Genomic DNA, 23,029 nt, shown 5'->3' on the forward strand with positions numbered 1-23,029 from the left:
ATGGACGCCGGAAAACTCATTGGACGCGGACTCGGCTTCCCTCCACGCGTGGGCCCGGATGGGCGCATGCAGTGGTCCGAGGGTGAGCGCAACGTGCGTGAAGCCATTCAAATCATCCTCGCCACCGAGCAACGCGAGCGGCTGATGTTGCCGGAGTTCGGCGCGGGGCTCGGGCGCTTCCTGTTCGAGCCGAACACCGTCACGACACGGCATCAAATCGCCGATCGCATCAACCGGGCCCTGGCGCAGTGGGAGCCCCGCATCGCGGTGGAGTCGGTCAGCGTGGACGCGGACCCACAGGACGCTCGGGCCGCCACCGCGACCATCACCTACAAGCTCGTGGCCACCGGCGCACGAGAGCGGCTCAACCTGAGCGTCACGCTCGCGGGGTAACGACATCGTGCCACTCACCCTCCCGCCCATCGATGACCGCAAGTACCAGCAGCTCCTCGACGAGGCGCTGGCACGCATCCCCATCCACAACCCCGAGTGGACCAACTTCAACAAGTCCGACCCGGGCGTCACGCTGCTGGAGCTCTTCGCCTTCCTGACGGAGAGCCTGCTGTACCGCGCCAACCAGATTCCGGAGCGCAACCGGCTCAAGTTCCTCCAACTGCTCGGCGTGCCGCTGCTGCCGGCCGCGTCCGCGCGCGGCCTCGTCGCCTTCCGCAACGAGCGCGGCGGTCCGCCCCAGGCCCTCACTCTGACGGAGGGCGTGGAGGTCCGCGCCGGCCAGGTGCCCTTCCGCACCGAGCGCGGCCTGGACGTGCTGCCCGTGGAGGCGGCGTGCTTCTACAAGCGGAGCGTCGCGCCCGAGGAGCGGGTGAAGGAGTACTACCAGGAGCTCTACGCCTCCTTCACCGCCACCGCGCCGCCGCCCGCGCCGCTCAACGAACTCCAGTTCTACGAGACGACGCCCTTCTCTCCGCGCGGCACGGAGCCGTTGGACCTCAACACCGAGACGCTGGACAAGGCGCTGTGGGTGGCACTGCTGCTGCGGCCCGCGGACCGGAAGCTCCCGGATGCGCTGACACGGGCGAGGGAGGAGTTGAAGGGCAAGGTGCTGACGGTGGGGCTCGCGCCCGCCGGTGGCTCCGAGGGACGAGACCTGGTCCCCAATGGACAGGCGCGGCCCGTGGGCTCGGCGGTGCTCCAGTTCCAGCTTCCCCGCTTGCCGGTGGACAGCAAGCTCCCGGAGGACCCGGCGCTGCGCAACGCGAGCTGGCGCACCCTGGTCACTTCGGAGATGCCTGGCGAGCCCTCCGTGGTGGACGTCCCCCTGCCCTCCACGCTCGGCGAGCTGGAGCTGTGGACGAACCTGGATCCGCTTGAGGCGGGCACGCGGGACTTCCCTCCCTCGCTCGATGACGAGGAACTGGAAGCGCGCGTCATCACCTGGGTGCGCATCACCGCTTCGGCGCCGGTGACGACGAAGCTCCTGTGGGCCGGCATCAACGCCGCGCCCGTGTCCCAGCGCGAACGCGTGACGAGCGAGCTGTTGCCCACGGGCTCGGGCGAGCCGGACCAGGCGCTGAAGCTGTCGCGCGCGCCGGTGTTGCCGGGCTCGGTGAAGCTGAGCGTCACGTTGAATGGAATCACCGAGACGTGGGAGGAAATCGATGACCTGACGAGCGCGGGCCCCGAGGTCTCCGTGCCGGACCCGCGCCTGCCGCCCGGCTCGCCGCGCCCCGCGCAGACACGCGTGAAGGTGTTCCGCCTGGACGCGGAGGCGGGGGAGCTTCGCTTCGGTGACGGTGCCCACGGCGCGAGGCCGCCGCTCGGGGCCACGCTGCGCGCTGACTATGACCACGGCGTGGGCCGGGCCGGCAATGTAGCCACGGGCACGGTGGCGAGTGGACCCGCGCTTCCTCCCGGCATCCAGGTGGCGAACCCGCTGCCCACGTGGGGCGGCTCCGACGCGGAGGGCGTGCGCGAAGGAGAGCGGCACATCTCGCGGTTCCTCCAGCACCGGGACAGGCTGGTGACGGCGCAGGACTTCGAGGCGGTGACGCTGCGCACGCCCGGCGTCGCGGTGGGCCGAGTGGATGTGCTGCCCGCGTTCCACCCTGCCCTCTCGCCCAATGAGCCAGGCGATGCACCCGGCGCGGTGACGGTGTTGGCCATTCCCCGCGCGGAGCCTGACGCGCGCGAGGCGGAGGGGCCGGACACGTTCCTCGATGCGATTGCCTGCTGGCTCGCGCCGCGTCGACTGGTGACGACCGAGGTCTTCGTGCGCCGCCCCCAGTACAAGCCCGTCTGGGTGACGGTGGGCCTGGAGGTGGTGGCGGGAGTCTCGCAGGCACAGGTGCGCGAGGCGGTGAAGGCGGCCCTCATCGAGTTCCTGTCTCCCCTGCCCCCCGAGGACGCGGAGTTGCTGGAGCAGACGGTGTCGCTTGCGGGCGCGAACCTGTCCACGGTGGCCCGGCGTGGCTGGCCGCTGCGCAAGGCGGTGGTGTCGCTGGAGCTGGCGGCGGTGGCCAGTCGCGTGGCGGGCGTGGCGCTGGTGCGCGGGGTGCGACTGGGGCTGGCCACGGGCACTCAGCAGGACCAGATACCGATGACGGGGCTCCAGCTCCCCCGGCTCGCCGGACTCTCGGTGGCCGTGGGTGACGCGCCCTCGCTCGACGACCTGCGCGGCACGTCCGTCACGACGACGCAGCGGCCGTTCGTCTCGGTGCCCATCGTCCCCGAGGAGTGCCGATAGATGGATGCCAACGGCGCTCGCTTTCATCTGCTGCTCGGTCGCGACGACTGGGGCCGCTGCACCTCGAAGGGCCGCGTGCTCTCCGAAGCGTGGAGCGAGGCGTCCGGCACCGGCGCGGACGTCGCGTGGGACTCATCGCGCGCGGAGGTGTCCCTGCGCGCGGAGCTGTTCCGCTTCATCGCCGCGCCGCGCGACGTGCCTCCCGCGCTGGAGGACCGGCGCGGCGCCGCGAAGGACCGCTATGGCAACGTCTACTGGGTGGCTCTCGACGGGCGCACGCTGAAGGTGCTCTCCAGCGGTTCGAGGCAGACGAGCGACTTCTGGCCCGTCACGCCCGAGGCCGCACCCGTCTCCGGCACGGGCGGCTTCGGCCCGCTGATTCCGCCCACGCCTCCCAAGCCCGAGCTGCTCGGAGCCATGGCCATCAGCGGGCATCACTACCTGGTCGTCGGCACGCTCGCGCCCGCGGGGCTGCTCGTGTTCGACCTGCACTCGGGCGGCCCTCCGGTGCGACACCTGTGGCCCACGGGTGTGCCCTTCGCGCCGTGGGACATGGCGGCCACTCCCGATGGCGGTGTGGTGGTGCTCGACCGTCAGCACCGCCGCCTGTGGCGCCTGGACGCGGGCTTCCGCGTGGTGCGCACGGGCGTGGATGACGTGCTCTCCGCGTCACGGGTGGAAGCCTTCCAGCCCCTGGCCGGAGGACCGACGCGAACGATTCCCGCCGTCACCTTCCCACGTCCGGTGACGCTGGATGCGTCGACGCCTGTCGCCGCGCAGGACCCCATCTCCGTGGAGGTGCTGCCCGACGGACGCGTGCTCGTGCTGGACCGGGGCACCGAGGACAGTCGCCTGCTGGTCTACCGCGACGGCGTCCTGACAGGCGCCCCCGTGCCGCTGGAGGTCGATGGCCTCCTTGGCGACAACAGTCCCGCGTCGTCGTACGTCCTGGTGGCGCATGACATGGCGCTGCTTCCGGCCGGGTCGGATGGCTCGGTGGGCCGCGTCGTCGTGGTGGGTCGGGACGGCAACCAGGCCTTCGCCTTCGAGCTGCACACCTCGGAAGGCGGTGACCTCGTCGCGGTGGCGCAGCCGGAGTACCTGCCGCTGCGGTTGTTTGGCGGCAAGGCGCTCATCGCCTCGGACGGGCAGGCCCTCTACGACTTCGCGGACACGTTCATCCCGCTCGTGGCGCAGCGACGCCCGCGCTACGTGTCCGAGGGCACGCTGCGCACGCCCGTGCTCGATGGACGGACGCCGGACTGCGTGTGGCATCGGCTGGTGTTGGACGGCTCCCTTCCTCCCGGAGCACGCATCGTCGTGCGCAGTCGCGCGGCCAATGAGCGCTCGGACCTGGAGGCCCTTCCCTTCAGCGAAGAGCCCGCGCTCTACAAGCGAGGAGCCGGCTCCGAGCTGCCCTTCACCACGACGGCGCGGGGCGAGCACCGGGGCACCTTCGAGGTGCTCTTCCAGCGCGCCAGGGGCCGCTTCGCGCAGGTGGAGCTGGTCCTCCAGGGAGGCGGCGCCGCGACTCCGCGCATCCACGCGATGCGAGCGTGGTACCCGCGCTTCTCCTACGCGGAGCAGTACCTCCCGGGCCTGTACCGACAGGACCCTGAGTCGGCCAGCTTCCTGGACCGCTTCCTCGCGAACCCCGAGGGACTGCTCACGCCCCTGGAAGACCGCATCGCCGCCGCACAGGTCCTCTTCGACGCGAGGAGCGCGCCCCCGGAGGCGCTCGAGTGGCTGGCCTCCTGGTTCGGCGTGGCGCTGGACCCGGCCTGGGACGAGACGCGTCGCCGCCTCTTCCTCCGTCACACGCTGGACTTCTTTCAGTGGCGAGGCACGCCGCGCGGCCTGCGCATGGCGCTGCGCGTGGCCCTGGACGACTGCCCTGACGCGTCCATCTTCACCGACGACACCGAGCCGACGCGCGCCCGCTACCGCATCGTCGAGCGCTTCCGCACCGCGCGCACCCCGTTCCTCTTCGCGACGGACACCTCCGAGACGGGAGGCATCCGCATCCAGCCCGCCGCCACGTCGCGCCGCTGGGAGCCCGCCCAGGGCATCGCGAGGCTGCTGGAGCGCTATCAAGCCGCGCTCGCCGACGCGGGTGTGACGGCGGCGTCCGATGCGCTCCCCTTGCGTGAGCCCACCCAGGTCGCGGTGGCCACCGTGTGGCGAGCCTTCACGCAGGAGACGCTCGGCTTCATCCCGGCCGCCACGGCCGCGAGCGCGCCGCGCTGGCTCGACTTCCTCACGCGACGCTATCGGACGGTGCAGGCCCTCAACGCGGCGCATGGCACCACGCTGACGGACTTCACGCAGGCCGTGTTGCCAGTGACGCTGCCCGGGGACGGTCCGGCGCAGTCGGACTGGTACCACTTCGAGACGGTGGTGCTGCCGGTGCGTGCGGCGGCCCATCGCTTCACGGTGGTGCTGCCCGTCCCACGAGGCAGCGCGGCGCAGGAGCAGCGCGCGCGACAAGAGCAGGCGATGCGGGTGGTGGCGGTGGAGAAGCCGGCCCACACCGTGTTCGACGTGAAGTTCTACTGGGACATGTTCCGCGTCGGCGAAGCCCGCCTGGGCGTGGACACCCTGGTCGATCTGGGCAGCCGTGCCCCCGAGCTGATGCCCGCCATGCGGCTCGGACGCGAATACCTGGCGGAAAGCCATCTGGCCCCGAGACCACCCCAGGACGCCGCGGACCGGCGAATCCTGGGGCGGGACTTGCTCGGGCGCCGTGAGACCCACGGGAGCGACATCCAATGAGCACCTTCACTTCCACGTCAGTGCAGCGCGCGCCGGCCGACCCGACCAGACACGTCAACTACGTGCTCGGCATGGTGCTGGGCGTGGACGACTTCACCCAGGAGTTCGCCTACCTGTCGGAGCGAGACAGATGGCTCGCGCGCGACCTGCTGGGCTACGGCACCGCCTGGGGCCTCGCCGTGAGCCACGGCACCGGCACGCGTGGCCCGGAGGTGCGCGTCACCCCCGGCGCGGCGCTGACACCGCGAGGACAACTGGTCCGCGTGACGCCCACCCAGTGCGCCGCGCTCAACGACTGGCTCATCGCGCGCGGCACGGAGGTGGATGCCTACCTGCGTTCCGGCAACCGGCTGACGGTCTACGTGGTGCTTCAGCACCGCGACTGCCTGACGGACCCGGTCCCCGTGCCGGGAGAGCCGTGCCGCACCGAGGACGACACCACCGCGCCCTCGCGTGTGACGGACGACTTCCACCTGGAGCTGGCGCTCCAGCCGCCCACGCCTCCGCTCGAGGAGAACGCGGTGCGCGACTTCGTGCGCTGGCTGCGGCGGAACATGAACGTGGTCTCCTCCACGCCCACGCCCACGACGCTGGAGCAGTTCATCACCCTGCTGCGCGGCTCCGTCGTCCCCTCGTCGCCGGTGTCACCGGTGGACGACTACGTGCTGGACGACCCGCCGGGTGGACCCGTGCCAGTGCTGGAGACGGACGTGGAGGCCTTCCTGCGCGAGGCGTCGCGGCTGTGGGTGACGGAGCTGCGTCCCTTGTGGCGGACGAACTGGCTGGGCGAGGCCCAGGGCTGCACCCAACCCGTGTCTCCCGCGCCGGAGTCGCCGAACGACGGCGTCCTGCTGGCGGCCGTGGACCTGCCGTTGGTGCGCGAGCTGGGCACCGGTCCGTGGAAGGTCGACGCGACGGGCACGAAGACGGTGGACGAGAGGCAGCGGCCGTACCTGCTGCACCAGCGCATGCTCCAGGAGTGGCTGCTGGCGGGGCTCGCCCGTGACGCCTCTGCGGTGCACCACCCGGACAACCTGCCGCCCTACTCCCTCATCGCGGCGGGAATGATTCCCATCGACGACACCTCCACCGACGTTGGCTACAACGGTTTGAAGGCGACGAAGGTGGACGTCGGGCTCGTGACGCTGAGCTTCGACGGCTTCGCGCACCAGCCGGACCAGTGGCGCTACGTGGTCAAGGCGACGCTGGTGGAGCCGCAGAACGGACTGGTGACGCAGCCCTCCGTCACCTTCGTACGCGCGGACGCGGATGGCCTGCTGCTGAAGGTGCGGGACAAGGACGCCCTGCTTCCCATCGCCACCCTGCGCAAGCTGGGCCTCATCGTGGAGGTGAGCCAGTACGCCGTCCCCGCGAAGAAGAAATCCTCCAGTGGCGACGCGAAGCCGAAGGCCCGCGTTGGCACGGAAGGCACGAGGTAGGCCATGCGCATCGACCTGGACACCGCGTTCCTCGAGGACGGCATCCGCTCGACGAACTTCTTCAACGGCCGGCTGCTGTCCGCCGAGGACCTGAGTCAGGAGCAGACCGCCCACGAGGCGGCCCTGGGACGACACGTGCGAGCCATGGGCGAAGGTGTCGCCCACGGGCTCGCGGTGTCCATCGCTCCGGGAAGCACCGTGTCCTCGCCGCTCGTCACGGTGACGGCGGGCCTGGCGCTCAGCCGCGCGGGCCACGCACTGGAGCTGCTCCAGCCGGTGGAGGTGTCCCTGGTGCGAGGCCCCTCCAACAGCGGCAGTGGCGCGACGGCCACCGCCACGGGCGGCTTCGAGACCTGCGCGCCGGGCAGCAGCGACTACGTGTCCGGCACGGGCGTGTACCTGCTGGTCCTCTCGCCCGCGTCCGGCCGCGAGGGGCGCGCGCCCGTCAGCGGCCTGGGCGGAAATCCCTCCTCCGGCTGCGAGGCGAAGCGGCGGGTGGAGGGCGTGCGCTTCCGGCTGCTGGACTTGAAGCTGACGGCGGCCCAGCTCTCGGACGAAGCGCGGCTGCGCAACCGGGTGGCGCACCTGTGCCTGGGCACGTCGGACGCGGCGAGCCGCGCGTGGATGATGAATCCCTTCGGGCCGGCGAACCCGCCCTATGGCCTCATCGACAAGCTGCGGCCCACGGTGCTGACGCCGTGTGACGTGCCGCTGGCGGTGGTGCACTGGAAGGCGGGCGTGGGCCTGCGCTGGGTGGATGCCTGGGCCGCGCGACGCCGGCCCGCGCGCGTGGCCACGCCGGAGCGCTGGGGCCTGGGGCTCGAGGACCGCCGAGCCACGGAGGGCGAGGCGAGCTTCCTCCAGTTCCAGGAGCACCTGGACACGCTGCGCACCGGGACGCCGGAGACGGTGCGCGCGCTGGACCACTTCGTGGCACTGCCCGCGGTGGGCCTGTTGCCGCTGGAGGGCATGACGGGCGCGCGGGGCTTCACGTACACGAAGTTCTTCGACGGGCTCACGTATCCCCCCGAGGCGCCGGTCCACGTGGAGGGCTCGCGGCTGCAAGCCCTCTTGAGGATGTCGCTGGCGTATCCGCCCGTGGACCTGGTCCGCAAGGAGCCCTTCCTGTGGCTCTACCTGGTCCACGAGAACCAGCTCGCGCAGAGCGACGCGAGCACACCCCGGCCCCAGCCCTATCTCGTCTTCGCCAGTGGATACCTGCCCTACCTGGGTGACGCGCGGTCCGACGCCGCGCACTGGCACTTCGGCAACTACGCGCTGCCCCGCTGACCTTCCCACCTTCCATCTCTCGCAGGCCGCGAGGAGACCCCGATGGCCGACCCACTCAACCTCGTCAAGCCCGGCGACCTCATCAGCGCCGAGCTCATCAACGCAATCATCCAGCTGCTCAACGCGCTGGCCACCACGTCGGGTGGGCCCAACGTGGTGCCCAATCTGTTCAGCCGAACGCTGCTCGACGTGAAGGCCCTGCTGGCGCAGTCCGGCGGCAACCTCCAGCTCGCCCTGTCGATGGATGCCTCGGGCCTGGTGGTGAACCTCAATGACCCGAAGAACAACGCGCGGCCGGTCATCGGGCAGATTCCCACGCCGGGCACCCGGGTGCCGGACGGCACGGGCATCCACCTCCTCATCGCAACCATCGCCGGCTCCACGCCCACGCCTCCGGCGAAGCCCACCGTCAGCGGCTTCTCTCCGCTGACGCCGAACATCGGCACGGAGGTGCAGATCATCGGCGAGAACTTCGACGCGGTGCGCGCCAACAACACGGTGACGTTCGACGGGACCGTGGCCGCGCCGCCCTCGAACGCGAGCACGCGCTACTCGCTGTTCGTCGTCGTGCCCTCCGTCGCCAACCCGCCCGCCGCCGGCCAGCAGAAGACGGTGACGGTGGTGGTGACCAACCCCGCGGGCGCGACGTCCTCGCAGCTCATCATCCTGGGCCCCACGGGCACGCCCCTGCCCGCAATCACCCCCTTCAGCATCGCCAATGCACCGCTGGGTGGCGAGCTGATCATCAACGGCCAGAACTTCGGCTCCACACTGACCAACATCCGCGTGTTCTTCGATGACCAGCCCCGCGATGGCACGTCGGGCACGCCCATTGGCGTGCAGCCCCTGGGCACCTCCACGCTGCCTGGCCGGCTCGTCGTCACCATCCCCACGTCCCTGACAGGCATCAACCTCTCCGGGGACAGCAAGATCATCAACATCAAGGTGCGCGTGGGGACGGCCATGTCTCCCACGCAGGCACTCGAAATCTACAAGCCCTGAGGTCCACACATGCCAAGACATTCCAAGAGGCTTTCCTGGCTCGCGCTCCCCTTCCTGCTGGGGGCGACGGGCTCCCTGGCGGCGACGCACGAGCTCGCCATCTCCGCGCCCGCGACGACCATTCCCATCACCCGCGTGAAGGTGATGCTCGAGTCCACCACGCCGATTCAGAACGGCGCGACGCTGAACTTCGAGACGCCCCTGGGCAACACCGACGTGACGGTGGGCGGCGGGCCCGTCAATCTGGCCAACGGCGACAACGTGTTCATCGTCGGAGCCGGCACCAACGCCATCATCATCGACTACAAGCGCCGGGACGTCCTGGCAGCCGTGGACAACCTCTGCGGCATCAAGCTCCCCCAGGATGGCTCCGGGACGATTCGCTTCACGCCGGACGCCGCGAACTTCAACAACCTCACGGGCTATCGCACCACGACCTTCGCCGCGCCATCGGTGGACCAGTGCACCTGCTCCTCGCGACGGGTGAAGGGCCTGACGAATTGGACGGTGCCGCCTCCGGGGGTGAATCGGGGCCGCATTCCCATGGACGTGGCGCTGGTGCTGGACCGCTCCGGCAGCATGATCTCCGCGACACCCGGTGACCCGGCGAACATCCAGAAGTGGCTCGCGCTCCAGAGCGCCGCCGAGCAGTTCATCCACTTCTGGGAGGTCGAGGGGTTGGATCCGCTGAGCGAGACGGGCGGCACGGGGCTGGGCAGGGACCGGCTGGCGCTCGTCTACTTCGAGAGCGACTCCGAGCCGACCAAGTTCAACGGCAAGCTGTTCGTCGAGCGCGCTCCGGCGCTCATGGATGGCGGCCACCCGTGGGAACAGGCCGTCAGCCATGTGAACGCGAACATCACCGCGGGCACCACGGCGATGGGCGGCGGCATCCGGGATGCGCTCGCCGCGTGGCAGGCGGACAAGGTCAACGACCTGACGCTCGTGGTGATGACGGACGGCATGCAGAACGTCAATCCGATGGTGAAGGACGGCACGGGCCCGGACATCGGCTTCAAGGTGCTGGAAGTCACCCCCGGAACGACGGAGCGCCTTACCAATCACTGCGTCCCCATCTTGACGGTCGCAGTGGCAAGCGGCGCCGTCCCGTACGCGGACCTGATGAACGCCATCTCCCTGCAGACGGCGGGGCAGAACCACCTGACGACGAGCAGCGGCACCACGACGGCCTTCGCGCAGCAACTGGTGACGGCGCTCAAGGGCAACACGCTCGCCACACTGCTCCAGAGCTCCACCACCCTGCCCTCGGGCACCAACACCGCGACCCGGTCCGTCGACGTGGACGGCACGGTGCAGAGCCTCTACGTCAACCTGGGCTGGTTCACCACGAGCCCGCGCGGGCAACCCGTGACGCTCAAGGTGACCGCGCCGGACGGCAGCAACCCGAAGCCCGTGGCGGTGAAGACGGGCCGCAGCCACATCCTGAACCGCTACGACTTCCCCAAGGCGGGTCCGGTCGGCAAATGGCAGCTCACGGTGAACCGCATCCCCGGGACGGCGAGCCCCGCCATTCCGTACCAGCTCGCCGCCTATGTGCAGGAGAAGAGCCTCGACTTCCAGCTCTCGCTCGACAAGCTGCGCCACTCCGCCGGCCAGCCGCTCAACGTCGTCGCGCAGGTGACGTTCGACGGCAAGCCGCTGGAGAACCTCGACAACGGCGAGCTGACCGTCCTGGTGGAGACCCCGAACGGGGCGCTGGGCACGCTGATGCACGAGACGCGCGGCGAGGGACGCGGCGAGCAGAGTCCGGACCCGGTGTCGCCGTACCAGGGCAAGCTGGACACGCTGATGAAGGACCCCGAGTTCCTGAAGAAGATGGGGACCACCGTCGGCAAGGATGAGCTGGTGCTGAAGGAGACCGCGCCCGGCATCTACAAGCTGGAGTTCAAGGACACGCAGACGCCTGGCACGTACCGCTTCCATTTCCAGCTCTTGATGAAAGGCCCCAGCGGAGAGCCGCTGCGGCGCACGGAGATTCTCGAGACACAGGTGGACGTGCTGCCGTTTGGCCCGAAGACCGACGTCCAGGTGACGAAGGTCGACACGGGCAGCTACGTGCTGGTGCTGACGCCGCGTGACGCGCTGGGGAACTACGTGGGCCCGGGCTTCGAGGACCGCGTCGTCGTGCAGATCAACGGCAAGGGCCGGCAGGCCCCGGCCACCACGCCCAAGCTCGACGGCACCTACGAGGTCCGCCTGAGTGAGATTGGCGACGGCACTGAAATCATCGTGCTGGTGAACGGGACGCCCGTGGCCAAGGGGCCGGTGACGAAGCTGGAGCCGGTGGAGCCGCGGCCTCCGGACAACGGCACCGGGCGTGATGGCGGAACGGGTGGAGGGGATGGAGGCTCGGGACCTCCCGTGCCGCCTCCCGGGGAGGGCTGCCCGTGCAAGCACACGCGTCCGAGTGGTTCCACCGGTGTCCTGGGGCTCGTGGCCCTGGGGTTCCTGGCGAGCCGCCGCCGCAAGCACCACGACGGGGATTGACGTCTGGCTTCTGGGAGCCCCTGGCCACGGGGCTCCTGGCCCGGCCGGAAGCACACGCACATCACGAAGTGGAAGCGGACGCTGGTGTCGAACCCAAGAGGACGTCGCGACGATGCATGAGCAGGCGGCACGAGGCAGGACGGTCATCCAGCGGCTGCGGCTGCGCGGGGCGGAGCTGGAGCCGCTCTCGGCGCGGCTGCGGCTGGAGGCCGTGCTGGCGGGCGCCGACCTGCTTCCACCGGGGCTTCCTCCCTCCGCCACCGTGTGCATCCGCCGATTGATGGACCCGAAGCCCGGGGTGCTCCCCTTGAATCAGCAGGCCCTGCGCCCGCCCGCGGCGTGGAACGAGGCGCTGTCCTCGGTGCTGCGAGAGCAGGTGGCTCGTGCGGCGAGGCCCGCGCATGGCGTCGTTCCACCTGGCGCGGAGGCCGTGCTGTTCGCGGATCCCTCCGAGCTGCTGGCGTGTCTGGCGAGCGATGTAAGCCGGGGCCTCGCGAGCGCCCACTGGTGGTGGCGGGGATTGTTTTCCAACGCGGACCTGTCCCGCACCGTCGTCGCGGAATGGCTGCGCGCGCCCGAGTACGTCCCGAGCGCCCTGGAGTTCCTCACCCGGCGACGCGAGGTCCGTGCCGTGGTGTCGCTGTTCACGCCGCCGGAGGCCCGGGCCCTGCTCACTCGCGTGCTCCAGGTCCACGGGCTTTCCGCCGCCGCCCTCGACGCACCTTCGCGAGATGTGAGCGGTGAGCGGCCCACGGTCCCCGCGAGTCCCTCGAGCACGATGAAATCGGAGGGAACGGTGCTCGCGACAAACGCCCCATGGGAGTCGTGGGCACCTGAAGCGCGGACATTGAAGGACTCACGCGAGCACGGTGCGCTGCTCGGAGTCGCGCTCACGCTGCGTCGCGTTCCCGTGGAGGCACGTCGTTTGGAGTTCCTCCCCGCCGTGGGCATCTGGCGAGATGCTCACGAGGCGCTCGCGGTCCCCTCTCCCTTCGCACCCAACGAGGCTCGGCACGCGGCCCCGCCCGAACCTGTCGTGGCCAGCGTTCTCCCAAAGCCACACTCCGAAGCAGCTCCCGACGACACCGAATTCGCGCCCCCTGTCGACGACCTCCTGAAGAGGCCCGGTCTGGAGACATCTCCTTCCGAGGGCGCGACGACAAAGCAATCCGCATCCCGAGGCGAGGCAACGACGGCGGACGAGGGGGTCCTGGAGCGTACGGACACCCACGGCGTATCGAAGGCCATCGAGTCTCCGCCGAGCGATGAGCGCACGCTGCCTCGTCACGCCTCGCCAGCCTCCGCAACTGAAGACCTTTCGCGGTCCCCCGTGCACACCACGACACCACCGACGCCACTCCGAGAGCTCGAGCCACCCTCCGGACGCGCGTGGGGACTGCCCTTTTCCACCCGACTCGGCGGCCTCTTCTATCTGGTCAACCTGGGCCTGTTCCTGGAGCTGTACGGCGACTTCTCGATGCCGGCCCATCCGAACCTTCCCCTATCGCTCTGGGACTTCGTCACGCTCGTGGGCCGGCGCCTGTGCGTGGACCCGCGCCCCTCGGACCCGGTGTGGAAGGTGCTGGCCTTGCTCGCCGGCCGAAAGCCCGGAGCCCTTCCCGGCCAGGACTTCGCGCCTCCCGATGCGTGGCGAATCCCTCCCGCCTGGCTGCGCACGTTCCGCTCGGCGCGCGACTCCCACTGGACCTGGAGCAGTCACGAAGGACGGCTGCGCGTGAGGCACCCCGCGGGTTTCCTCGTGCTGGACGTTCCCTGTGATGAACAGGACGCGGATGTTCTCGTGAACAGCGAGCTTTCGCCCTACTCCGTCGGCTCGGCATTCACGCTCTCCCGAGGTGACGAGACAGGTCGGCTCGACACCGAGCCCCTGGAGCGCTGGCTCGGATGGCTGGTGCCGTTCTGTCGAGCCCGGCTGTGCCGCGCGCTGGGGGTGTCGTCAGAAGATGCGTCAGCCCTGGACGCGACACTGCTCGCACATGACGCGCGACTTCACGTGACGGAGGGGCATGTGGACGTGGTGCTGTTCCTGTCGCAGCTCCCGCTGGCGGTGCGCATCGCGGGCCTGGACCGCGACATCGGGTGGCTGCCCTCCGAGGGGCGACACCTCACCTTCCACTTCGAGTGAGCCCGAGGCGCGCCATGTCCATCTCCCAGCCTCCTCCCACCGAGTCCCAAGCACACGAGCACTTCAAGCTCTACTTCTTCGCCGCCGCGTCACGCGTGCTGGCCCAGGGTGCAAGCCTGTGCGGTGGCGAGGACTCCCTCCTCGCGCGTTTCCCCTTCCTGGAAGGCTACCGGGCGGAGCTCACCGAGCTGGGCATCGACCCACATGAAGTGTCGACCGGAGCAGGCCCGTGGGCCGAGGCGATCTCCGCATGGGAAGAGGACGTCACCGAACACCTCCCCCTGCGCGCGCTGCGCCGGGCCGCGCTGTTGGACCATGACACGCTGACGCTCCTGCTCGCGGTGGGCATGGTGGAAGAAGATGCCCGCTTCGGCGCGCTGTTCGCATCACTCCAGGGCACGCCCACGCTCCACCGTCCCACGCTCGGCCTGCTGAACGCGGGCTGGCGCGGCGATGAGGACCGGGGAGAGACACGCGCGCGGTTGCGCCGCTTGATGGAGCTGGGGCTCGTGGAGGTGACGGACCGCGAGGCCCCTCGCGCCGAGTGGGCGCTCCATGTCCCTGGCGCGGTCTGGGATGCGCTGCGAGGAGAGGCGCCCGACAAGCCCACGTCGTGGATGAAACACCACCCCTTGGAGCGGCTGGAACAGGACGAGCCGCTCATCATTCCAGAGTCACTCCGCGAGGCCCTGGAACGACTGCCCACGCTGCTCGGCTCCGATGAGGTGCGCGCGGTGGTGCTGCGGGGACCTCGTCACAATGGGCGGCGCACGCTGCTGCGCACCGTGGCCCGCTCGCTCGGACGCGGCGTGCTCGAGGTGGAAGGACTCCAGAAAGGCGAGGACCCGCGCTGGCGCGTCGTGGGCCCGCTGGCGACGCTGCTGCACGCGATGCCCGTGGCGGTGACGGACCCTCCTCCAGGCGAGGCCGCTGAGATTCCCGCGTTGGAGGGACTCGACGGACCGCTGGGCGTCGTGCTCGGCCGACTGGGCGGTGTCACGGGAGACGGTGTCGACCGCGCACTCACGCTGGACGTGGCGATGCCGGGCCCCGACGAACGCATGCTGCACTGGGAGCGAGGACTCGCCGGTCGCGCCTGTCCCGCCCTGGAGACGTTGAGCACGGGCTTCCGCCTCACCCGGGGACACCTCCGACGCGCGGCCCGCCTGGCCCAGGCGCACGCGGCACTCGCGGACCGAATGCATGTGGAACCCTCGGACGTGCGCGAGGCCACGCGTGCGCTCAATCGACAGGCCCTGGACACCCTCGCCGTGCGCGTGACGACGCCAGGGGATTGGAGCCAGCTCTCCGTCGCGAGCGAGACGTTGCGCGAGCTTCGCCTCCTGGAGACGCGCTGTCGCAACCGCGAGCGCATGGGCGCGGCGGTGGGAAGCGCACTGGCTCGACAGCTCACCGCGGGTGTGCGCGCCCTCTTCCAGGGCCCCAGTGGCACGGGCAAGACGCTGGCCGCGCGGCTCGTATCGGCGGCGCTCGGGCTGGACGTGTACCGGGTGGAGCTGTCCTCGGTGGTGAACAAGTACATCGGCGAGACGGAGAAGAACCTCGCGCGCATCTTCGCGCTCGCCGAGGAGCTGGACGTGGTGCTGCTCTTCGACGAGGGCGACGCGCTCTTCGCGCGGCGCACGGGCGTGGGCTCCTCCACGGACCGCTACGCCAACCTGGAGACGAACTACCTCCTCCAGCGCATCGAGTCCTACGAAGGCATCCTCATCATCACCACCAACGCAGCCGACGCCATCGACACCGCGTTCCAGCGGCGGATGGACGTGGTGGTGGACTTCCGCTCCCCGGACGCCTCCGAGCGATGGACGCTCTGGCAGCTCCACCTTCCTCCCGCGCACGCGGTGGACAGCCAGCTGCTTCGCGAGGTGGCCGCGCGCTGCCAGCTCAGCGGCGGACAGATTCGCAACGCGGTGCTGCACGCCTCATTGCTCGCGCTGGAGGAGCAGGCGCCGCTCGGCTCCGCGCACCTGGAGGCGGGCGTGACTCGCGAGTACCGCAAGGCCGGAGACGTCTGCCCACTGCGTCGGTCCACCACGCAGTCCCTGCGAGGCTGAGAGAGACCACCCATGCCTCCCGCCCGCGCACCCGCCCGAGCTGCCTCCCGCGCACCCGCGCGAGGAGCGGCGCCCGCGCGCGCGGGGGCCACGAGCGCGGCGGCACCAGGAGGCGCGGCCATCAAGGTCGGCGGTGACGCGGAGAAGGACCCGCGCTTCCGCAAGGTCATCGAGCAGCTCAAGAAGAGCTCCGACAAGACGAAGAAGCATCCCCCCGCGTCGCAGAAGGCCGCGGAGGCGCAGGCCGCCGCCGTGTCCCCGCCCACCGAGCAGCTCGCGGGGGCGAAGGGCAATCAAGTCGACGCCATGAAGGCGGCGGAAGCGCCCAAGACAGAGCCCAACGGTTTCCTCGCGATGTTGCGCGCGGAAATCGAGAAGGCGATGCCGAAGACGCTGGATGACGCCGACAGCTTCATGGAGGGCAACGAGACGGCGCAGGTGAAGGACAGCGTCGCCGGAGGCGTCAGCGAGTCGAAGCAGGCGGCCACGGGCCCCACGGAGGCCGCGACGGCGGCGGCTCCGGATCCCAGCAGCGTGCCCGCCCGGCAGTCCTCGGCGATGCCCTCCGAGCCCGCGCCCGAGTCGCTCCCGGTCAACGGCGCGGAGGCCATGCCCGCGCCCAAGCCGAACGCCACGGTGCAGGCGTTGGAGAAGGGCAAGCAGGACGCCGACCAGCAGATGAAGGACGCGGAGCTGACGCCCGACCAGCTCAAGAAGGCGAATGACCCGCGCTTCTCCAAGGTGATTTCGGAGAAGGGCCAGGCGGAGAAGACCGCCGGGGCCGCGCCCGGCAAGTACCGCGCGAGTGAGACGGGCACCCTGGGTCAGGCCAAGGCGAAGGCAGGCGGAGACGCCCGTGCCGGCGTGGCGCAGATGGCCGGCGTCCGCGTGTCTGGCAACAGCAAGGTGAAGACGCGCCAGCTCCTGGCGAAGCAGAAGGACGAGGCCCGGCGCAAGGAAGTCACCGCGAACATCGAGCGGATGTATCAGCAGACGAAGCAACGGGTGGACTCGCGGCTGTCCACGCTCGAAGCGGACGTCATGCGCATGTTCGACCTGGGCGCCGAGGCGGCCCTGGGGGACATGAAGTCCTATGCGGACCGTGAGATCGAGAAGTTCAAGGACGACCGCTACAGCGGCCTGACGGGCAAGGCGCGCTGGGTGGCGGACCTGTTCCGCCCCGTGCCCGAGGGCATCAAGGTCATCCTCGGTCAGGCCCGCGTGCGCTTCGCCTCGAAGATGGACGCGCTCGCGGTGCGCATCTCCACCGCGGTGGACAACCGGCTGGCCCAGGCCAAGGCCGACGTGGACAAGGGACAGGCCGCCATCAAGGCCTATGTCGACAGCCTCCCTCGCGACTTGCAGAGCGTGGGACAAGAAGCCCAGAAGGCGGTGGGCGAGCGCTTCGACGAGCTGAGAAGCGGCATCGACGCGAAGAAGAACGACCTGGCCCAGAAGCTGGCCCAGAAATACAAGGACGCGTTCGACAAGGCGGACGCGGCGCTCAAGAAGTTGGAGGAGGAGAACGCCGGCGCACTGAAGAAGCTGGCGGACGCCATCGGCGAGGTCATCAAGATCCTCACCGAGTTCAAGGACAAGCTGATGGCCCTGCTCCGCAAGGGCTGGGAGACCATCAAGCTCATCCTCGCGGACCCCATCGGGTTCCTGTCCAACCTCATCTCCGCCATCAAGCTGGGCGTCCAGCAGTTCCTGGGCAACATCAAGGCCCACCTGATTCGCGGCTTCATGCAGTGGCTCTTCGGAGCGCTGGCGCAGGCAGGCATCCCCATCCCCACGGACCTGACGCTGCCGAGCATCCTCAAGCTGGTGCTCGCGGTGCTGGGCATCACCTACGAGCGGATGCGCGCCAAGGCCGTGAAGCTCCTGGGCGAGCGCACCGTGGGCCTGCTGGAGAAGGTCTTCGAGTTGGTGCGCACCCTCGTCACGTCTGGCCCCGCGGCGATGTGGGAACAGATGAAGGAGAACCTCGGCAACCTGAAGGACATGGTCATCGAGGCGCTGAAGTCGTGGCTCATCGAGACCGTCGTCAAACAGGCCATCACGAAAATCATCTCCATGTTCAACCCGGCGGGCGCCATCATCCAGGCCGTCCTCGCCATCTACAACACGGTGATGTTCTTCATCGAGCGCGCCAGTCAAATCATGGCGCTCATCGAGGCCATCATCAGCTCGGTGCACGCCATCGCCACGGGAGCGATTGGCGGCGCGGCCAACTGGATTGAGCAGGCGTTGGGACGCGCGGTGCCCGTGGTCATCAGCTTCCTGGCGCGGCTCATCGGCCTGGGCGGCATCAGCGACAAGATCAAGGAGACCATCCTCAAGGTGCAGGGGATGGTGGACCGCGCCATCGACAAGGTCCTGGCGAAGCTGGTCGCCCTGGCGAAGCGGATGTTCGGGGGCGGAGGAGCCAAGGAGCAGCCTCCGGACAACAGGACACCGGCGGAGAAGCAACGCGACCTTCAGGCCGCACTGCGAGAGGCGAACGCCCTCCTCTCTCAACCCGAGGCCTCGGTCAATTCCGTCAACGGCAAGCTGCCCGGCATCAAGACGAAGTACAAACTGAAGACGCTCGAACTGAAGAAGACGGGGGGTACGAAGTACCGAGCCAAGGGCAAGGTCAATCCAGGCGACGAGACAGACGAGCACGACCTCAAGAAAGTCTCCAAATACGTCGACAAGGCGACGATGGAGATCACGCCTGGAATTGTCATCCGAGACCGGTTCTACAAGAAGAAGTTCCGGAAGCAGCCCCTGGCGAACATGCTCAGCCGCGCGCTCTCCCCGACGAAATCTCCCAGCGGAGCGCCACTCTATCGCTGCGAGAACACCGGCAAGTTGGGGCCCAACCACAAACCCCTGCTCCTCCGCTCGGAGATCGAGGTCGAGCACACCGAGCAGGTCGTGGACCAGTGGAACAAGCCCAGCGGGGGCAACGACATGCTTCAGGGCGAACGGAACAATTGGTATGACGACGACTCGCACCTCATCGTCATGTGCGGCTCTTGTAACGCGGGCAAGAACCAGGGCAGTTACAATCGTAAGGTGACGGAGCGGTTCCGTGGTCCGAAGGATCCGTAGCGCCACATAGCCGAGGGTCCCATGGAAAACTTCATTCTTTGGAATGCCGCGATGCAGGACGACGAACGGACGTTGGGCTTCGCGGTCTTCGCCACCGCCGTCAAACAACTCCACCAGGGGAGTCGGGAGATGGTGGAGCAGATGCTCAGCGACCTCGGAATACCCAACACCCCGTTCACCTCCTGGCGCGTGAGCCATTTCGCCACGAATTACCTGGCGGACGACCTCGACGCCGACGACTGGGAGGATATCTGGAACGACCACTGGCAAGTCGAGGTTCAGCTCGCGCAGCCACTCCAGCACACGTGGTCGGACTTCGAGCTGAGACGCAGCTTCGCGAGTGACTCCAGTTGGACAGGAGAGCCCTCACAGCCACCCATGGACTGTCTCGTCGTCGCGGACTTCCTGGATGGCGCGGCCATTCCCCATGCGGAGGTCGTACTCAAGCAGTTGGAGGCGCTCCGAAGTGGAGCCCTGACGCCCTCCGAGCTTCAGCGGGAGGTTGCCGAGGCCCCACCCACGCTCATCGCGGAGCTGGCCCAAGAGTTGGGGGCTTGGCCCGATGCTCGAATCGACGTGAAGCGGTGGGCCACCGAACCCGAGCGACTGCTCATCTCCCTGGGTCGATTCGACACGGACTTTTTCGAGAGCGGCGCGACCCTTGCCATCAAGGTCCAGGAACTTTGCCAGGTGCTTGGAGGTGTCACCACCTGGAGCGACCTGATGGAAACGCAGGACTAGGACCCGGGAGGTTTCCCGCATGCGAAACATCTTCGCCTGCCTTGTCCACGAGCGTCCCGACTGCGTCGTCGACCTCGTGCGCAACCTGCATCACCTGGACCCCAGCTCGCTCATCCTGCTCTACAACGGCGGGCACAACCCGAAGCTGCTCGAGGGTTTTCCCTTCGAGCACTTCAACGCCGTCATCCACCCCACCCCACGTCCGATGAAGTGGGGATGGCTGCACGACTTCGCGCTCGACTGCTTCCGCTTCGCGCGGGAGCACCATCCGTTCGACGCGATGACCATCGTCGACTCGGACCAACTGGGCCTGCGGCCCGGGTACTCCGAGCACCTGCGCGCGTTCTTCTCCGCGAATCCCGGCGCGGGCCTGCTGGGCAACGTGCAGGCGCCGCACGGCCCGGGAGCTCGCACGGCGCCCGCGGTCCATGCGCGGCGCGAAGTGGACCTGTGGCGTCCCTTCCTGCGCAGGTTTCCCAATGGCGAGTCGCAGTTCGTCCACTGGACGTTCTGGCCGTCCACCGTCTTCAGCGCCGACGCGGCCCAGGACCTCGTCTCGCTGTTCGAGCGCGACTCGCAGCTCCAGGACATCCTCCGCCGCTCGCGCATCTGGGCCACCGAAGAGGTGCTGTTCCCCACGCTTACGGCCCTGCTCGGCCACCGCGTGCTCACCAGCCCGTGTGACTACGAGGTGGTCCGCTACCGCGTCCGGTACTCCACCGCGCAGCTCGACGCCGCGATGGCCACACCCAACGTGTTCTGGGCACACCCCATCCCGCGCCAGCTCGACGACCCGCTGCGCACCCATGTGCGCGGACGCTTCGGCCGATATGAGAGCCCCTCCACGCTCGCGGGGATGCCTGACGCGAAGCCCCACGGCGAACGGAATGCCGTGCCGGACACGCGCGCCTCAAGCGAAGCCCCGGTGATGGACGCGGCACGCTCGGAGTCTTCCGGGCTGCTGCTCACGCGGCCCATCCTCGCGGAGATGCGCGAAGTCGAAGGCTGGCTCACCGACGACGAGGCAGACCTGCTCATCGCCGCCACCTCTCGCGCGCTGACCTCCTTGCCCGCGACGCATGCCGTGGTGGAGGTGGGGAGCTACTGCGGCAAGGCCACCGTCGTGCTCGGCCGCGTGGCGCAGGCGCTCGGAGTCGCGCCGCCCATCCACGCCATCGACCCGGGTGACGGTGTCGTGGGCGCTCGCGGAAGCAACCTCCAGAACATGGGCTCCACGCGCGCGAAGCTCGAACACACCCTCCAGCGGACCGGGCTCGCGGCGCGCATCCAGGTCCACCACCAACACGCGCCCACCGTGGCGTGGAACGAGCCCATCTCCCTGCTCCTGGTGGACGGGCTCCACGACTACGCCAGCGTGTCGGCCGACTTCCTCCACCTGGAGCCCTGGCTCGCCGTGGGAGGACTGGTCGCCTTCCACGACTGCGCCGACTACTTCCCCGGCGTGAAGCGGCTCGTGCGAGAGCTGCTCCATGAGGGTCGCTACCGCGCGCTCCACACCGCGGGCACCCTGGTCGTGCTCGAAAAGCGCGCCATGGCCACCCGTCAGGAAGTGGCTCCCAGCCCGACGCCACCTCCAGCGCGGACGCAAGAAGAGGCGAAGCCCACGCTCACCCTCGCTCGTGCCGCCGCCGCTCTCGGCACCGATGAGCCACGGCTCACGGTCCTCCCGTCGCGTGACGAAGCTCGGCCCACGGTGTCCTGCATCATGCCCACGTTCAACCGGCGCCAGTTCGTCCCGCTGGCGGTGCGCTGGTTCCTCGCGCAGGACTGGCCGGAGAAAGAGCTCATCATCGTCGACGATGGCACCCAGGCCGTGGAGGACTTGCTGCCCGAGGACCCGCGCATCCGCTACCTGCGACTGGAGCGCCGACACTCCGTGGGAGCCAAGCGCAACCTCGCCTGTCAGTCCGCGCGTGGAAAACTCATCGTCCACTGGGACGACGACGACTGGTCCGCCCCTCGACGCCTTCGCTATCAGGCCACGTCACTGCTCGACGCGGGCGCCTCCGTCTGCGGGCTCACGCGCGTCTACTACCACCAACCCGCGACGGACCGCTCCTGGCAGTACGTCTATCCCGCCGGCCAGCGCCCCTGGGTCTCCGGCAACACGCTCTGCTACACGAAGTCCTTCTGGAGTCGGAACCCATTCCCCGACATCAACATCGGAGAGGACGCGCGGTTCCTCTGGAGCGACCCGTCCCGCAAGCTCCTCGTGCTCGACGACCCGTCCTTCTTCGTCGCGTGCATCCATGACGCGAATGTGGACCCCAAGCGCGTTCACCATCGCTACTGGCACCCCCATCCCACCGACACGGTGCGCTCGCTGATGGGCGATGCGTTCGACGCCGTCCACGCCCTCCTCGCGGCCTGAACCCGACATGACGCCCGCCCTCAACTTCTGCTTCCACGGTGGAGCCTTCCGCCCCACCGTCGTCGCGGCCATCCGCTCGGCCATGAAGCACAATCCCCAGGCCCGGACGTTCGTCTACTGCGATGAGCAGAGCATCCACCGCTATCAACCCCTGCTCCCCGGTGCCCGCTTCGAGGACCTGGCGCAGCTCAGCGCCCAGTTGGGCACGACGCGGCCGGAGGTCGCCTCACGGCGCATGCGGGCCTTCGCGCTCCATCAGAACGGCGGTTGGTACCTGGACGCGTTCGACACCGTGACGCTGCGCCCGCTGCCCGACGTGGAGCGCTTCACGATTGGCGAGGAGTGTTGGGACTCGCGCCGCCGCTGCGCTGGGGTCTGCGCCAGTCCCCCAGGAGACGCCTTCGCCCGGCACTGGCTCTCCGCGATGATGGCCATCCCCGACGAGGCGTGGGACCACTGGACGGACCAGACGGTGTGCAACCGCCTCATCAGCACCCATCACCGCCTCGTCGAATCACTGCCCACCGGGCGACTCAACTGGCCCTCCGAGAGCGGCTTCACCGGCGAACTCCGCCTGTCCGAGGACCAGGTGGCGTGGCTCCTGGAGAATGCCTGGGTCATCCACTACTTCGGCCGAGGCGCGAGGGGCGTGCCGTACAAGGAAATGGACCTGTCCGCCTTGAGACATTGTCGCAAGCTCGGCGGATGGCTTCCCCGACTCATCCTCCATCACACCCAGGGCCTCTCCGCTCCAGCCCCCGCGGAATGAGGCCTGTGACGCGCCCTGCCTTCCCGAGACATTCACTCTGAGTGAACACGTCGGCCGTGGATTGCTCGACTGCTAAGAGGATGTGAAAG

13 protein-coding genes are annotated in these 23,029 nt (G+C 69.1%); all 13 read left to right on the forward strand.

The window, feature by feature from the left end:
• The 13 genes from HUA74_RS19415 (at position 1) to HUA74_RS19475 (ending at position 22,940) form a co-directional block, all read left to right on the forward strand.
• Complete coding sequence (locus tag HUA74_RS19415) at positions 1-393, forward strand: GPW/gp25 family protein (RefSeq protein ID WP_141643590.1); 393 nt, start codon at positions 1-3, stop codon at positions 391-393.
• Positions 394-400: 7 nt separating this feature from the next.
• Entirely contained in the window at positions 401-2,704 is a 2,304-nt protein-coding gene (locus tag HUA74_RS46845) for a baseplate J/gp47 family protein (protein ID WP_174455687.1), read from the forward strand.
• Positions 2,705-5,476 (forward strand): phage tail protein, encoded by a 2,772-nt coding sequence (locus tag HUA74_RS19425; RefSeq protein WP_174455688.1) that lies wholly within the window; start codon positions 2,705-2,707, stop codon positions 5,474-5,476.
• Positions 5,473-6,915, forward strand: a complete 1,443-nt coding sequence (locus HUA74_RS19430) for a hypothetical protein (protein WP_174455689.1) — start codon at positions 5,473-5,475, stop codon at positions 6,913-6,915. The genes HUA74_RS19425 and HUA74_RS19430 overlap by 4 nt, the downstream gene beginning before the upstream one ends.
• Positions 6,916-6,918: 3 nt before the next feature.
• Positions 6,919-8,205: a hypothetical protein gene (locus HUA74_RS19435; RefSeq protein ID WP_174455690.1), complete on the forward strand. Its 1,287-nt coding sequence runs from the start codon at positions 6,919-6,921 to the stop codon at positions 8,203-8,205.
• 42 nt (positions 8,206-8,247) lie between these two features.
• Positions 8,248-9,207, forward strand: a complete 960-nt coding sequence (locus tag HUA74_RS19440; RefSeq protein ID WP_174455691.1) for an IPT/TIG domain-containing protein — start codon at positions 8,248-8,250, stop codon at positions 9,205-9,207.
• A 9-nt stretch (positions 9,208-9,216) separates the two neighbouring features.
• Positions 9,217-11,715 (forward strand): hypothetical protein, encoded by a 2,499-nt coding sequence (locus HUA74_RS19445; protein ID WP_174455692.1) that lies wholly within the window; start codon positions 9,217-9,219, stop codon positions 11,713-11,715.
• Between the two features lie 112 nt (positions 11,716-11,827).
• Complete coding sequence (locus HUA74_RS19450) at positions 11,828-13,861, forward strand: hypothetical protein (protein ID WP_174455693.1); 2,034 nt, start codon at positions 11,828-11,830, stop codon at positions 13,859-13,861.
• Between the two features lie 14 nt (positions 13,862-13,875).
• A complete protein-coding gene (locus HUA74_RS19455) occupies positions 13,876-15,939 on the forward strand; it encodes an ATP-binding protein (RefSeq protein WP_174455694.1) in 2,064 nt (687 codons plus the stop codon).
• A 12-nt stretch (positions 15,940-15,951) separates the two neighbouring features.
• Positions 15,952-19,038 (forward strand): hypothetical protein, encoded by a 3,087-nt coding sequence (locus tag HUA74_RS19460; protein ID WP_174455695.1) that lies wholly within the window; start codon positions 15,952-15,954, stop codon positions 19,036-19,038.
• Positions 19,039-19,059: 21 nt separating this feature from the next.
• Complete coding sequence (locus tag HUA74_RS19465; protein WP_174455696.1) at positions 19,060-19,779, forward strand: hypothetical protein; 720 nt, start codon at positions 19,060-19,062, stop codon at positions 19,777-19,779.
• A gap of 19 nt (positions 19,780-19,798) precedes the next feature.
• A complete protein-coding gene (locus HUA74_RS19470) occupies positions 19,799-22,171 on the forward strand; it encodes a glycosyltransferase (RefSeq protein WP_174455697.1) in 2,373 nt (790 codons plus the stop codon).
• 7 nt (positions 22,172-22,178) lie between these two features.
• Positions 22,179-22,940 carry a hypothetical protein gene (locus HUA74_RS19475; protein WP_174455698.1) on the forward strand — a complete coding sequence of 254 codons (762 nt, stop codon included), beginning with the start codon at positions 22,179-22,181 and terminating at the stop codon, positions 22,938-22,940.
• Positions 22,941-23,029: the final 89 nt, after the last annotated feature.

Origin of the sequence: Myxococcus sp. CA051A, assembly GCF_013336705.1 — a bacterium.
Lineage (GTDB): Bacteria > Myxococcota > Myxococcia > Myxococcales > Myxococcaceae > Myxococcus > Myxococcus llanfairpwllgwyngyllgogerychwyrndrobwllllantysiliogogogochensis.

Bases quoted from the DNA above. Each gene is read 5' to 3' on its own strand.
- HUA74_RS19435 (WP_174455690.1), top strand. From the start codon at position 6,919: ATGCGCATCGACCTGGACACCGCGTTCCTCGAGGACGGCATCCGCTCG.
- HUA74_RS19415 (WP_141643590.1), top strand. From the start codon at position 1: ATGGACGCCGGAAAACTCATTGGACGCGGACTCGGCTTCCCTCCACGC.
- HUA74_RS19460 (WP_174455695.1), top strand. From the start codon at position 15,952: ATGCCTCCCGCCCGCGCACCCGCCCGAGCTGCCTCCCGCGCACCCGCG.
- HUA74_RS19450 (WP_174455693.1), top strand. From the start codon at position 11,828: ATGCATGAGCAGGCGGCACGAGGCAGGACGGTCATCCAGCGGCTGCGG.
- HUA74_RS19425 (WP_174455688.1), top strand. From the start codon at position 2,705: ATGGATGCCAACGGCGCTCGCTTTCATCTGCTGCTCGGTCGCGACGAC.
- HUA74_RS19465 (WP_174455696.1), top strand. From the start codon at position 19,060: ATGGAAAACTTCATTCTTTGGAATGCCGCGATGCAGGACGACGAACGG.
- HUA74_RS19455 (WP_174455694.1), top strand. From the start codon at position 13,876: ATGTCCATCTCCCAGCCTCCTCCCACCGAGTCCCAAGCACACGAGCAC.
- HUA74_RS19475 (WP_174455698.1), top strand. From the start codon at position 22,179: ATGACGCCCGCCCTCAACTTCTGCTTCCACGGTGGAGCCTTCCGCCCC.
- HUA74_RS19430 (WP_174455689.1), top strand. From the start codon at position 5,473: ATGAGCACCTTCACTTCCACGTCAGTGCAGCGCGCGCCGGCCGACCCG.
- HUA74_RS19470 (WP_174455697.1), top strand. From the start codon at position 19,799: ATGCGAAACATCTTCGCCTGCCTTGTCCACGAGCGTCCCGACTGCGTC.
- HUA74_RS19445 (WP_174455692.1), top strand. From the start codon at position 9,217: ATGCCAAGACATTCCAAGAGGCTTTCCTGGCTCGCGCTCCCCTTCCTG.
- HUA74_RS19440 (WP_174455691.1), top strand. From the start codon at position 8,248: ATGGCCGACCCACTCAACCTCGTCAAGCCCGGCGACCTCATCAGCGCC.